This window comes from Streptomyces sp. BYX5S, assembly GCF_054724165.1.
Window position 1 is genome coordinate 1,305,657 of the sequence record NZ_CM138829.1, and the last position, 13,080, is coordinate 1,318,736.

General features: G+C 71.1%; 12 protein-coding genes. 5 read left to right on the plus strand and 7 right to left on the minus strand.

Annotated features, from left to right (window positions below):
* Positions 1-11 precede the first annotated feature (11 nt).
* Genes ACYBSK_RS05840 through ACYBSK_RS05850 form a run of 3 tightly spaced genes read right to left on the minus strand, consistent with a single transcriptional unit; the run spans position 12 to position 4,587 of the window.
* A complete protein-coding gene (locus tag ACYBSK_RS05840; protein ID WP_460245384.1) occupies positions 12-1,958 on the minus strand; it encodes a dipeptide/oligopeptide/nickel ABC transporter permease/ATP-binding protein in 1,947 nt (648 codons plus the stop codon).
* Positions 1,958-2,917: an ABC transporter permease gene (locus ACYBSK_RS05845; RefSeq protein WP_460245385.1), complete on the minus strand. Its 960-nt coding sequence runs from the start codon at positions 2,915-2,917 to the stop codon at positions 1,958-1,960. The genes ACYBSK_RS05840 and ACYBSK_RS05845 overlap by 1 nt, the downstream gene beginning before the upstream one ends.
* Before the next feature lie 35 nt (positions 2,918-2,952).
* Entirely contained in the window at positions 2,953-4,587 is a 1,635-nt protein-coding gene (locus ACYBSK_RS05850; RefSeq protein WP_460245386.1) for an ABC transporter substrate-binding protein, read from the minus strand.
* Between the two features lie 168 nt (positions 4,588-4,755).
* Between ACYBSK_RS05850 and ACYBSK_RS05855 the strand changes: the two genes are divergently transcribed.
* Positions 4,756-5,499, plus strand: coding sequence for a FadR/GntR family transcriptional regulator (locus ACYBSK_RS05855; RefSeq protein ID WP_460245387.1), 744 nt, complete (start codon positions 4,756-4,758; stop codon positions 5,497-5,499).
* 113 nt (positions 5,500-5,612) lie between these two features.
* Here the strand turns inward: ACYBSK_RS05855 and ACYBSK_RS05860 are convergent, their stop codons facing one another.
* Positions 5,613-7,712 carry an ATP-binding protein gene (locus ACYBSK_RS05860; protein WP_460245388.1) on the minus strand — a complete coding sequence of 700 codons (2,100 nt, stop codon included), beginning with the start codon at positions 7,710-7,712 and terminating at the stop codon, positions 5,613-5,615.
* A gap of 257 nt (positions 7,713-7,969) precedes the next feature.
* On the opposite strand from ACYBSK_RS05860, the gene ACYBSK_RS05865 reads away from it, so the two are divergent.
* Positions 7,970-9,076: a PP2C family protein-serine/threonine phosphatase gene (locus tag ACYBSK_RS05865; protein ID WP_460246966.1), complete on the plus strand. Its 1,107-nt coding sequence runs from the start codon at positions 7,970-7,972 to the stop codon at positions 9,074-9,076.
* On the opposite strand, the gene ACYBSK_RS05870 is transcribed toward ACYBSK_RS05865, so the two are convergent.
* A complete protein-coding gene (locus ACYBSK_RS05870; RefSeq protein ID WP_460245389.1) occupies positions 9,021-9,302 on the minus strand; it encodes a DUF397 domain-containing protein in 282 nt (93 codons plus the stop codon). The two genes, ACYBSK_RS05865 and ACYBSK_RS05870, sit on opposite strands and share 56 nt — an antisense overlap.
* Positions 9,284-10,117 (minus strand): helix-turn-helix domain-containing protein, encoded by an 834-nt coding sequence (locus ACYBSK_RS05875; protein ID WP_460245390.1) that lies wholly within the window; start codon positions 10,115-10,117, stop codon positions 9,284-9,286. The genes ACYBSK_RS05870 and ACYBSK_RS05875 overlap by 19 nt, the downstream gene beginning before the upstream one ends.
* A gap of 354 nt (positions 10,118-10,471) precedes the next feature.
* Between ACYBSK_RS05875 and ACYBSK_RS05880 the strand changes: the two genes are divergently transcribed.
* The 3 genes from ACYBSK_RS05880 (at position 10,472) to ACYBSK_RS05890 (ending at position 12,463) form a co-directional block, all read left to right on the plus strand.
* Complete coding sequence (locus tag ACYBSK_RS05880) at positions 10,472-10,687, plus strand: hypothetical protein (RefSeq protein WP_457475772.1); 216 nt, start codon at positions 10,472-10,474, stop codon at positions 10,685-10,687.
* Positions 10,688-10,873: 186 nt separating this feature from the next.
* A complete protein-coding gene (recO, locus tag ACYBSK_RS05885; protein WP_457475773.1) occupies positions 10,874-11,623 on the plus strand; it encodes a DNA repair protein RecO in 750 nt (249 codons plus the stop codon).
* A gap of 21 nt (positions 11,624-11,644) precedes the next feature.
* Positions 11,645-12,463, plus strand: coding sequence for an isoprenyl transferase (locus ACYBSK_RS05890; RefSeq protein WP_457475774.1), 819 nt, complete (start codon positions 11,645-11,647; stop codon positions 12,461-12,463).
* Between the two features lie 173 nt (positions 12,464-12,636).
* Here the strand turns inward: ACYBSK_RS05890 and ACYBSK_RS05895 are convergent, their stop codons facing one another.
* On the minus strand, positions 12,637-13,035 hold the full coding sequence (locus tag ACYBSK_RS05895) for a Fur family transcriptional regulator (RefSeq protein WP_457475775.1): 399 nt from the start codon (positions 13,033-13,035) through the stop codon (positions 12,637-12,639).
* Positions 13,036-13,080: the final 45 nt, after the last annotated feature.

The window sequence follows — 13,080 nt, forward strand, 5'->3', positions numbered from 1 at the left end:
ACTTGGTCTCCCTATGCGGGGTGGTGGCATGCCGTGGCGTGGTCCGCCGTGCCCACCAGTGCCGGGCGGTCCGCGCGGCACACCCGCGTCGCCAGCGGGCAGCGGTCCGCGAAGCGGCAGCCGGCCGGGAAGTCCGCGGGGGAGGGGACCACGCCCTTGATCTGTGTGAGGCGGTCCGCCGCCGCCTCCAGGGACAGCACCGAGCCCAGCAGCCCGCGCGTGTAGTGGTGGGCCGGGGCGCCGACCAGGTCCGCCGTCACGGCCGTCTCCACGATCCGGCCGCCGTACATGACGACGATGCGGTCGGTGACGTCCGCGATCAGCGCCAGGTCGTGCGAGACGAGGACGAGGGCGAAGCCGAGTTCCGCGCGCAGCCGCAGCAGCAGCTCGATCACCTGCGCCTGGACCGTCACGTCGAGCGCCGTCGTCGGCTCGTCCGCGACGATCAGCTTCGGGTCCCGGGACAGCGCCATGGCGATCAGGACGCGCTGGCGCTGGCCGCCGGAGAGTTCGTGCGGATAGCTGCGCAGCGTGCGGCCCGGGTCGAGGCCGACCAGACCGAGGAGTTCGGCCGGGGTGCGGCGGCCGCCCCGGCGGACCACCTGCTTGAGCTGCGCCCGCACCGTCATCGCCGGGTTCAGGGACGACAGGGCGTCCTGGTAGATCATCGCCATCTCGTGGCCGAGGAGCCGGCGGCGCGCCCTCATCGGCAGGCCCGTCAACTCCCGCCCGCCGAAGGTGATCCGGCCCCGTACACGCGCGCCCTTCGGCGCCAGGCCCATCACCGTCAGCGCCGTCAGCGACTTGCCGCAGCCCGACTCGCCGACCAGGCCGAGGACTTCGCCGGGGCGCACCTCGAAGTCGACGCCGTCGACGATGTCCACGCCCCGGTGCCGGTCGTCGAAGCCGATGGACAGGCCGCTCACCGAGAGCACCGGGGGCCCGGTCGGGCGGGGGCGGGCCCGCGCGCGCAGCCGGGTCGCAGCCTCCGGCAGGCCCGGGAGTTCCAGGACCCGGCCGGTGCCGGGGGCCGGGGCCTCCAGGCGGTCGGCCTCCCGCGTCGTGACGTCACGGGCGACCGGCGCCGCCCACGCGTCGGAGACGCCCTCGCTGAGGATGTTCAGGGACAGCACGGTGATCAGCATCAGCAGGCCGGGGAAGACCGTCGCCCACCAGCCGCCGATCAGCACCATGTTCTTGCCGTCGGCGATGACCGAGCCCCACGACGGGTCCGGCGGGCGGACGCCCGCGCCGATGAACGACAGCGAGGCCTCGAACACGATGGCCTCCGCGACCTGCACCGTGCAGAACACCAGGATCGGCGCCGCGCAGTTGACCGCGACGTGCCGCCACACGATGTGCGGGGTGCGGGCGCCGATGACGCGCTCCGCGGTGACGTAGTCCTCGCCGTACTGGTCGAGCACGTTGGCCCGCACCACCCGGGCGATCGGCGGGGTGTAGAGGAACGCGATGGCGCAGATCAGCACCGGGACGCTGCCGCCGAACACGGCGACGAGGACGGCCGCGAGCGCCACCCCCGGGAACGCCATGATCACGTCGAGGGCGCGCATCACCGTCTCGTCCGCCGCCTTGCGCGACGTCGCGGCGAAGGCGCCGAGCAGTGCCCCGGCGACCAGGCCGAGCGCGGTGGCGCCGAGCCCGATGACGAGCGACCAACGGGCCCCGTACATCAGCCTGCTGAGGATGTCGCGGCCCAGGCTGTCCTGGCCCATCCAGTGCGCGGCGGACGGATGACCGGTCCCGTCGACCTGCGCCGTCTGTTCCAGCGGGTCGTGCGGGGCGAGCAGCGGGGCGAACACGGCCATCAGCGCGACGGCGACGATCAGGGCGAGGGCGACGCGGGACAGTAGGGGCAGCCGCTTCAGGCCGCGCAGCCGCAGGCCCGGCCGGGAGAGACGGTCCGCGAGCTTCTTGCGGCCCAAGAGCGTCACGAGCATCAGGCGGAGCTCCTCAGGCGCGGGTTGACCAGGAGGTAGAGGACGTCGATGACGAGGTTGACGAGGACGAAGGCGATGGCCACGGTGATCACCACGCCCTGCACCACGGCCGGGTCGCCGTTCTTCACGGCGTTGATCATCAGGGTGCCCATGCCGGGCAGCGCGAAGACCGTCTCCAGGACCACGGCGCCGCCCAGCAGATAGCCGACCTTCAGGCCGAGGACGGTGAGCGGGTTGATGAGCGCGTTGCGCAGGACGTTGCGGCCGACCACGACGGACGGTGGCAGGCCGTTGCCGATGGCGGTGCGCACGTAGTCCTTGTCCAGCTCCTCGACCATCGCCGTGCGCACGATGCGGGTGAGGGTGGCCGCGACCGGGAGGGACAGCGCCAGGGCCGGCAGCGCCATCGTGCGCAGCCAGCCGCCGAGCGAGTCGTTGGGATTGACGTAACCGCTGGTCGGGAACCAGCCGAAGTCGACCGCCAGGTACTGGATGAGGAGCAGCGCCACCCAGAAGCTGGGGGCCGCGACGCCGATCAGGGAGACGACGCGGATTAGCTGGTCGGGCAGCCGGTCCCGGTAGCTGGCCGCCGTGACCCCGCCGATCAGGCCCAGCACGACGGCGAGGGCCAGGCCGAGCAGGGTCAGCTGCATGGTCAGGGGCAGCGCGGTCGCCACCTGGTCGAGCACGGGCCCGTTGTTGAGGACGCTGGTGCCCATGTCGCCCCGCAGCAGCTGCCCTACAAAGGCGAAGTAGCGCAGCAGCAGGGGATCGTTGAGGCCGTTCTCCTCGCGGAACTCGTGCAGTTGCTCGTCGGTCGGGTTGGTGCCCTGGAAGTGCGCCGACGCCGGGTCGACGTCCGAGAACCTCATCACGAGGAACACGAACAGCACGATGCCGAGCAGCAGCGGCACGAGCAGCGCGATGCGGCGGGCGAGGATCCTGGCGATCTGGACCACGTCTGTACGCTCCTGCCCCCTCGGGCCCGGGTCCCCTAGACCCGCTTGGCCTTGAGGACGTTGATGCCGGGATAGGGCAGGGCCGGGACGCCGGTGACCTTGTCGGGGTCCCAGGCGGTCATCAGCTCGGTGTGCACGACCGGGTAAATCACCGCGTTCTCGGCGACGACGTCGATGTACTCCTGCGTCATCTCCTTCTTCTTCGCCTGGTCGGGCTCCTTGGTGGCCGCGTCCATGAGCTTGAAGAGGTTCTTCGCCTCGGAGGTGTCCGACCAGCGGGAGTAGCGCTCCATCCACAGGCCGGTCGGCGTGTAGTTGTAGCGCATGATCAGGTCCGCGTCGACGCCGAACTGGCCCGGGTTGGCGGCCGAGGCAACGACCTGGAAGTCGTACTTCTGGTCGAGCTTGGTGAACAGGGCGGAGGTCTCCTGCGGGTTGAGCGTGGTCTCGACGCCGATCGCGTCCCAGGACGCCTTGATGGTCGGCAGGCAATCCGCGACCCAGCTGACCGTGGACGCCATGAGCGTGACCTTCAGTCCGCTGACCCCGGCCTCCTTCAGGAGCGCCTTCGCCTTGGCGGGGTCGTGGCCGTAGACGGGCTTCGCCGGGCGGAAGGTGGGGTTGCCCTCGTCGAGGAAGGAGCGGGCCGCCTTGCCGTGCCCCTTGAGGGCGGTGTCGATCAGCTTCTTCCTGTCGATCGCGTAGTGCAGCGCCTGCCGCACGCGGACGTCGTCGAACGGCTTGTGGTCGGTGTTGAAGAGCAGGAAGAGATGGTTCATCCCCGCCCCGCCCTCGACGGTGAGCCCGCCGCTGTCCAGCGTGGTGATGTTGGCGTACGGGATGTTGTCGGAGACCTGGGCCTCGGCGCCGCCGCCGGAGACCTTCGCGACGCGGGCGGCGGCGTCCACGATGGACAGCCAGTTCATCTTCGTGAAGTTCGCCTCGCGGGGGCCGTTGTAGTCCTTGAACGCTTCGAACGTCGTGTTGGACAGCGGCTGGTTCGAGACCATCCGGTACGGGCCCGAGCCGACGACCGCCTCCGGCTTGCCCGAGTCGAGGTCCTTGAGGCCGCCGGGGGAGCCGAGCAGGTGCTTCGGCAGGATCTTCGCGAGGCCGAGGCGGGCGGCGCCCTCCGGGAACGGGAACTTCAGCACCAGGTCGACGCGGTCGTCGCCGGTCTTCCTGACCTCCTTCAGCCAGGACTGGAAGAAGCTCCCGATGAGCGTCGTCGTCTTCGTGTCGAGCGCCCGCTCGAAACTGAAGACCACGTCGTCGGCGGTGACCGGTTTCCCGTCGTGCCACGTCGCGCCGGAACGCAGCGTGAAGGACCATGTGGTGGCCTTCAGGTCCTTCGGAATCCCGGTGGCGAGCGCGGCGTACGGTTCGCGGCTGACCGGGTCGGTGTCGAGCAGCCCCTCGAAGATGTGGTGGTTGGCCGCCATGGAGAACGCCGACGCGGTGAGCGCCGGGTCCCAGCTCTGGTCGTTGCCGTAGCCGATGACGGCGGTCAGCGCCCCGGAACCGCCCTTGCCTCCCTTCTCGCCCGTGTCGTTCGTGGACTTCGGCCCCGACGAACAGGCCGACAGGGAGGCGGAGACAGCGGCGGCCGCGCCGAGCGCGCCGGTGTATTTGAGGAAGGTACGGCGGCCGGTCGAAACGTGGTCGCTCATGTGCAGCCTCCAACAAGGGAACCAAGGGGAGTGCGGGAAGAGCAAGAGATCCAACGTCCTACGTCTGTCAGCGACGTGACCATAAGAGGGGGCCGGGGACCGGTCAAGAGATCGCGCGCACATGCGCGCCTACAGGGGCGCAGACATGCCCAGGTGGCAGCGCTTACGATGCGGCGCATGTCGGACGAGCCACGCAGTACCGTCGTGCGTCACCCGCGCGTCAACAGCCAAGTCCAGCGAGCGGTCATGGAGTTGATCCTCGACGCCGGGCTGCGGCCGGGCGAAGTGCTGCCCACGGAGACGGAGTTGATGGCGGAGCTGGGCGTCAGCCGGAACTCCGTGCGGGAGGCGCTCAAGGGGCTCCAGGCCCTGGACATCGTGGAGATCCGGCACGGCCACGGCACGTACGTCGGCCAGGCCTCGCTGGGGCCGCTGGCGGACGGGCTGACGTTCCGGACGCTGGTGCGGCCGTCGCACGACGCGCACGGGCTCGCCGAGATCCTCCAGGTCCGGGAGATCCTGGAGGAGGGGCTCATCCGGCGGGTCGCGGAGGGGCCGCCGGCCGCGGAGGTGCTCGACCGGCTGGACGCGATCGTGGCGAGGATGGCGGAGGCGGGGGCGGTGGACGAGCCGTTCGCGGATCTGGACCGGGAGTTCCACGAGACGCTGTACGGGGCGCTGGGCAATGAGCTGATACCGCAGTTGCTCGGGGCGTTCTGGAATGTGTTCGACCGGGTGGCCGGGGTGCGGAAGTGGTCGAGTGATCCGGCGCCGGGGGTGACGGTCGATCGGCATCGGGCGATTGTGGATGCGTTGCGGGTGGGGGATGCGGGGGCGGCGCAGGAGGCGATGGCGACGCACTTCCGGGGGATTGAGGCGAGGGCGGAGCGGGAGACGCGGGGGGTTGAGTGACCCGGGCGGGGTCGGGCCCGGCGTTTGCGGGGCGCCGCACCGCCGGGGCTCTGCCCCGGACCCCGCTGCTCAATCGCCGCAGGGGCTTGAATTGGCTGACGGTCGCCGAGGGGTCAAGGCGTGGTCAGGCAGTAGGTGATGGCTTCGGGGGGTGGGGTGGTGAGGCCGTGGGTGAATTCGGTGTCGTAGGCCGTGTCACCCAGTGATTCACGGCTCAGGCGCTCCGTTTCCGCACGCGCCGCCATCAGATCCGCCCCACCCATCTGCGGCGCACCCAGCGTCTGCCACAACTGGTGGGCGATACCGAGCAGCCGCGCCCCGCGGGCGGACTCACCGGCGAACGTGACCGCGATGGCCAGCGCGTCGACCGCCGACGCGAGCCCGAGGCTGTCCCGCAGGAGCGCCTTGTCGGCGACGGCCTCCCGAGCATGGGCCGCGGCCTCCGCAAGCCGCCCGGCCCCCACCGCCGCATGCGCCCGCACGAACGCGACGTACCCCCGCGCCCACCGGTCCTGGCGCACCTCGCACTCCGCCGTGACCTCCGCCGCCACCGCCTCGCAGGCCGCGAACTCGCCGCGCGCCACATGTACGTACGCCCGGCACATCCGCATCATGAACCACCCCACCGGGTACGCCCCCGGGGTCGCGGGACCACACGTGGCGAGCGGCGCGTCGAGGACCTCCGCCGCCCGGTCCTGGTCGCCCCCGAGCGTCAGCGGCGCACTCTCCACGTACGCGAACGCCGCCCGCGCCGTGGGATCCGCCGCCCGCTCGGGACACCCCCGCAACTCGGCGGCCAGCCGCCCGCACCGCACCAGGTCGCCCAGCGCCACGCATGCCATCGCCCGCGCCCACAGCGCCTTCGTCCGCGCGGGGCCGGGCGCAGTCTCGCGCTCCAGGGCCGCGTCCAGGTAGAGCGCGCCCTCGCGGGCGAACCCGAAGGCGTACCACATCATCCACAGCGCCCCGCTCATCCCCATGACCGCGTCGAACTCCTTCGAGGTGAGGCAGAAGTCCAGCGCGGTACGGAAGTTGGCGTGTTCGGCGACGAGCCGCCGGTACCAGTCGACCTGGTCCGGGCCGATCCACTCCGCGTCCGCGCGGCGCGCCATCGCGGCGTAGAAGTCGCGGTGCCGGCGCCGCGTGCCGACCTCCTCGCCGAGTTCGGCGAGCCACCGCGCCCCGTACTCGGCGACGGTGTCGAGCATCCCGAAGCGGTCGTCCGGCAGGCGCAGCACCAGGGACTTGGCGACGAGCCCGTCGAGCACCGCCCCCACGTGGTCCTCCGCCAGCGGCCCGCCGCCGCCCACGGCCCGCGCGCCCGCGAGGTCGAAGCCGCCGGTGAAGACGGACAGGCGGGCCCACAGCAACCGCTCCAGCGGCGTGCACAGTTCGTGGCTCCAGCCGATGGTGGTGCGCAGGGTGCGGTGCCGGGGGAGGGCGGCACCGCCCCCCGCGCCGGGCGGCTCGGCCAGGTCCTCGAAGCGATGCCGCAGCCGCTCGTTCAGATGCCCCACCGACTGCCGTGGCAGGTCGGCGAGGTGCGCCGCCGCCAGCTCGACCGCCAGCGGGATCCCGTCCAGGCGACGGCAGACCGCCGCCGCCTCGACCCGCTCCTCCTCGGTGAGCGTGAACCCCGGCACCCGCGCCGCGGCCCGCTCGGCGAACAGCTCCACCGCGTCGCCCGGTACGCACGCCACCGGTGCGCCGGGGGAGCGCGGCGGCTCCGGCACCGGCAGCGGCGCCACGGCGAACATCCGCTCGTCGACGACGTCCAGCGGCTGCCGGCTCGTCGCGAGAATCCGCAACCCGGGCGCGGCTTCCAGGAGTTGGACGGCCATGCGGGCGCACCGCTCGGCGAGGTGCTCGCACGAGTCGAGTACGAGCAGCAGCTCCTTGCCGGCCAGCCACTCGGCGACCACCGACTCCGGCTTGCGCGGCGACGGGTCCGCGAGCCCGAGCTCCTCCAGCACGACGTGCCACAGCAGGGCGGGCTCCCGCAGCGGCGCCAACGGCACGAACCGCGCGCCGTCCGCGAGCGCGGGCGCGGCCCGCTCGGCGGCCCGCAGCGCCAGCCGTGACTTCCCCACGCCCCCGACCCCGGTCAGCGTCACCAGCCGGTGCTGGGCCAACATGGCTTCCAGCGCCGCCAGTTCGTGCACCCGCCCGACAAGGCTCGTCCGCTCGGCGGGCAGCGTCTTCCTCGTCGGCATGGCGTTCTCCGTCCCTTTCGTGCCCTCTGTCGGACGTTCGGCAGTCTGCACCCGTACGGGGCCCCGCCCCCGTCGATGACACAAGCTGAGCGCTTTTCCCGACCAGCTCCGATGACATGGGCATATTCCGGAAGCAGCCCGTCACTCCCGCTCAGCAACCGGCGAAGTCCGTACAACGTGCCCTGCCGCGCCGTGACCGTGGCCATAGTGAGCCCTTCGCCCTGGCGGGGAGCGAGAGGCGGGAGGCCCGCGTGACGATGCGGGAGACGGGACCACGGCGGCGGTTGCGCCGCGCCGTGGAACTGGCGGTGCCGCTGACGGCCAGTTCCACGCTGGCCGCCCTCGGTTTCCTGGAGGCCGGGTGGGGTCCCGCCGTCGCCGCGCTCCTCGTCGGCCCGCTCCTCGCCTGCCTGCGCCTCGACGCGATCCGCACCCTGGCCACCCTCTGCTGGAGCGCCCTGCTCGCCCTCGCGTCCGGCACGGCAGGACCGTGGCCGCTGGGCCGCCCGTACGCCGTCGAGTACGCCGCGCTCCTCGTCGGCGGCGCCGTGGCGGTCCGCGTCGCCGCCCGCGCCACGTCGAACGCGACGGCCCTCGCCCGCGCCACGGAGGCCGCCCGCGTCGCCCAGGCCGCGATCCTGCGCCCCGTCTCCACCCGGGTCGGCGGCATCGACGTGTGCACGCGCCACCACTGCCCCGTACGGGAGTCGTCCCTCGGCGGCGACGTGTACGACGTGGCGCTGACGCCGTTCGGACCGCGGGTCTTCATCGCTGACGTCCGCGGGCACGGCCTGGAGGAGATGCGGGTGTCGGCGGCGGCCGTCGGGGCGTTCCGCGACCTCGCGTACACCGTGACCGAACTGGGCGAACTCGTCCGTGAGTTGAACGTCGTCCTCGCCGACCACCTCGGTCCCGAGGACTTCGTCACCGCCGTGTTCGCCGAGTTCGGCCCCGGTGAGCTGCGCATGGTCAACTGCGGGCATCCGGCTCCGCTGCGGATCGGCACGCAGGTGAAGTTCCTCGAACCGGCGCAGGCGTCAACGCCGTTGGGCCTCGACCCGGCGCCCGAGCAGCGTCTCTTCTGGTTGCAGCCCGGCGACCGCGTCCTCTTCTACACGGACGGCCTCGTGGAGGCGCGGGACGCCTCCGGCGCGGACTACCCGCTCGCGGACCGCGCCGACCGGGTCCTCGCGGCGCTCCTGCCGGACGAGGCGCTGGACGCGCTCTACGCGGACGTCACGTCGTACGCGGCCGCGCCCCTCACGGACGACGTGGCGCTCGTCCTGTGCGAGCAGACGGAGTCGCCCCTCACCCTCCCGACGTGGCCCCAGCCACGAACGCGCTCCACGCACGGGCACCAATGACGACGACGTCCCCGTCCGCGACCTTGGAATCCCGCACGGGCACGACCCCGTAAACCCCGTCCCCGACTTCGAGGCAGTCGCCACCTTGACCGTTGCTGTAACTGCTCTTGCGCCAGCGGGCGGCGCCGACGAAGTCGTGGGCGACCTCGACGCAGGACTCGCCGCCGTCACCGCCGCTGTAACTGCTCTTTCGCCAGCGTGCGTTGCTCAGATCGTGCGCGCGCATGTCTCGAATTCCCTTGCCGCCGATTCGATCAGGGTGAGGGACGCCTCCTGCGGCAGCGCGGCGACCCTGAGCAGATCGTAGTGCGCCTGCGTGCGCTTCACGACGGCTGGATCGTCCAGCAAGTTGCCCGTCAACACGCCCTCTGTATAGACGGCCGGTGGGGCGTCGTCGAACTCCATCAGCGTCATCATCTTGCCCATGGCGGGGTGGGCCCCTGCAGCGAAGGGCAGGACGTGGACCATCGCGCTTCGGTTGCGGATGGTGTCCGCAACCGCGGCCAACTGGTGGGCCATGGTGGTGGGCCCGCCCACCGGGATGCGGAGCACCGCCTCGTGCAGGATCGCCCAATACAGGGGACGTGTGGCGTCCGCCAGGACCTCGGCGCGGTCCATGCGGGCCTGCACCATCTCCTCGACGTACTCCTCCGCAGCGAGCGGGTTGCTGGCGAAGTAGATAGCCCTCGCATAGGCAGGCGTCTGCAGGAGTCCGGGCACGACGGCCGGCGCGTAGTCGCAAATCTTGGTGGCCGACCGTTCCAGATCCGCGACGTGCGCGAAGTAGTCCGCGTACCGCTGGTCGCGAATGAGACTGCGCCACATCCGCTCGAAAATACCGTCGGTTCGCAGCGCCTCGTCAATCCTCTGGGCTACATCCAACTGCGGCTTGCGAATTGCCTGTTCGAACTGGCCGATGTACCCACCGGAAACGAATACCCGTATCCCCAACTCCACTTGGGTGAGACCCGCATCCTCCCGGCGCCGCTTCAGCTCCACTCCGAAGAACTCCCACGCCGCCTGGCGCGAACCCTTGGCCATGGCCAACCCCCAAGTCAAGCCCCGCAGTTGTAGTGCGCAGACCTCTCCCCACTGTAGGGACGGAACGCCACCGTGGAGGCACAAAGCGTGAAAACGAATCGGGAAGGGGAGCCACGTGAGGGACCAGAAGGGGCATGCCGAGGCGTGCGTAGTGGAGGCGGAGGAAACTGTGGAGAATTTGCGAGCCGCACTCATGACGGCAGGAATTGTGCTGCCGTCGCTCGGCCTCGACCAAGGGTCAATCGCGAGAACCGCCCCGTGTCCCTTGGTGGAATTGGGACGTTGTCCGGTTGACGCGGCGGCGCGGCTCGCCGCCGTACTCCTCGCAGGGTCGGACGACAGGAGCGCCACACCATGAAACCGCCGATCGGTTCGTACGCGCTCGACACGAGCACGGGTCAGGTGGGACGAGTGATGGGGCACGAGGGACCGTACGTTCAGCTGCGCCCCTTCGGGGGTGGGCGCGAGTGGGACTGCCCGCCGGAGGTGCTGCGGGTGGCGACGACGACGGAGCGGGTGCGGGCCGCGACGGCGTACGAGAACAGAAGAAGCCGCGGTGAGGTGCCCTAGCTCCCAGGGCATGTGGTGCGGATCACGGGCTGCGCGGGCCGTACCCGGCGGGAGTCGTCGCGGTCCGTGACCGTCGTGGACCTGAGCGCGAAACCGCCGGGCGCGGTCCGGAGTAAGGGACAATGACGCCATGAGTCTGTTCCGCGACGAGGGCATCGGGCCGCGCCCGCCGAAGGTGGCCGCGCGATGAGCCTCTACCGCGACGACGGGATCGTGCTGCGGACCCAGAAGCTCGGCGAGGCCGACCGCATCATCACGCTGCTCACCCGCAACCACGGACGGGTGCGCGCCGTCGCCCGGGGCGTGCGCCGCACCAAGTCGAAGTTCGGGGCCCGGCTCGAACCGTTCTCCCACGTCGACGTGCAGTTCTTCGCCCGCGGCAGCGAGCTGATCGGGCGCGGGCTGCCGCTGTGCACGCAGAGCGAGACCATCGCCGCGTACGGCGGCGGCATCGTCACCGACTACGGCCGGTACACCGCCGGAACCGCCATGCTGGAGACGGCGGAACGGTTCACCGACCACGAGGGCGAGCCGGCCGTCCAGCAGTACCTGCTGCTCGTCGGGGCCCTGCGCACCCTCGCCCGCGGCGAGCACGCCTCCTCGCTCGTCCTCGACGCCTTCCTGCTCCGTTCCCTCGCCGTCAACGGCTACGCGCCCAGCTTCGGCGACTGCGCCAAGTGCGGAATGCCCGGTCCCAACCGGTTCTTCTCCGTCGGCGCCGGCGGCTCGGTTTGCGTCGACTGCCGGGTACCGGGCAGCGTCGTACCCTCACCGCAGGCCCTCGTCCTGCTCGGTGCGCTGCTCACGGGAGACTGGGAGACGGCGGACACGTGCGAGGCGCGGTTCGTGAGGGAGGGCAGCGGGCTGGTGTCGGCGTACCTGCACTGGCATCTGGAGCGCGGACTGCGCTCGCTGCGTTACGTAGAGAAAAGTTGAGCTAGGGGAGAGGCCCGGAACATGGCACGTCGCGGAATCCTCGGACGGAACCGCCGTGAGTACACGACGCCCGAACCGCACCCGTCGGGCGCGCGGCCGCCGAAGATCCCCGGCGAGCTGGTGCCCCAGCACGTGGCGATCGTCATGGACGGCAACGGACGCTGGGCCAAGGACCGCGGGCTGCCGCGCACGGAGGGCCACAAGGTCGGCGCGGAGCGCGTCCTGGACGTGTTGCAGGGGGCGATCGAGATGGGCGTCGGCGCGATCTCGCTGTACGCCTTCTCCACGGAGAACTGGAAGCGGTCGCCCGACGAGGTGCGCTTCCTCATGAACTTCAACCGGGACTTCATCCGCAAGACCCGCGACCAGCTCGACGCGTTGGGCGTGCGGGTGCGGTGGGTGGGGCGGATGCCCAAGCTGTGGAAGTCGGTCGCCAAGGAGCTGGAGATCTCCCAGGAGCAGACCAAGGACAACGACAAGCTGACGCTGTACTTCTGCATGAACTACGGCGGGCGGGCCGAGATCGCGGACGCGGCGCAGGCGCTGGCGGAGGACGTCAAGGCGGGGCGGCTCGACCCCTCGAAGGTGAGCGAGAAGACGTTCGCGAAGTATCTCTACTACGCGGACATGCCGGACGTGGACCTGTTCCTGCGGCCCAGCGGGGAGCAGCGCACGTCCAACTATCTGCTGTGGCAGAGTGCGTACGCCGAGATGGTCTTCCAGGACGTGCTGTGGCCGGACTTCGACCGGCGTGACCTCTGGCGGGCGTGTGTCGAATACGCCTCCCGCGACCGCCGCTTCGGCGGCGCCACCCCGAACGAGGTCCTCCTCCGCAAGTAGGCCTCCGCCATCCCCTCCGGCGCCGGTTGAGCCATTCAAGCCCCTGCGGCGCCGGTTGAGCCATTTCAGCCCCTGCGGCGTTTGAGCAGCGGGGTCCGGGGCAGCGCCCCGGGGCTCCGCCCCGGACCCCGCTCCTCAATCGCCGGAGGGGCTTAAGTGGATCACCGGAGGGCTTAAGCGGCGCAGTCGGCGCAGGTGCCGAAGATTTCTACCGTGTGGGCCACGTTGACGTAGCCGTGCTCGGAGGCGATCGCCTCGGCCCACTTCTCGACCGCGGGACCCTCCACCTCCACCGCCTTGCCACAGACCCGGCACACCAGGTGGTGGTGGTGATCGCCCGTGGAGCAGCGGCGGTACACCGCCTCGCCCTCGGACGTGCGCAGGACGTCCACCTCACCGGCGTCGGCCAGGGACTGGAGCGTGCGGTACACCGTGGTCAGCCCGACGGAGTCCCCCTTGTGCTTGAGGACATCGTGGAGTTCCTGCGCACTGCGGAACTCGTCGACCTCGTCGAGCGCCGCCGCCACGGCCGCGCGCTGGCGGGTCGACCTGCCTCGAACCGGGGCTGCCACGGGTTCCTCCTCACATCCCTGCACGTACGTACGGCCGCCATTGTG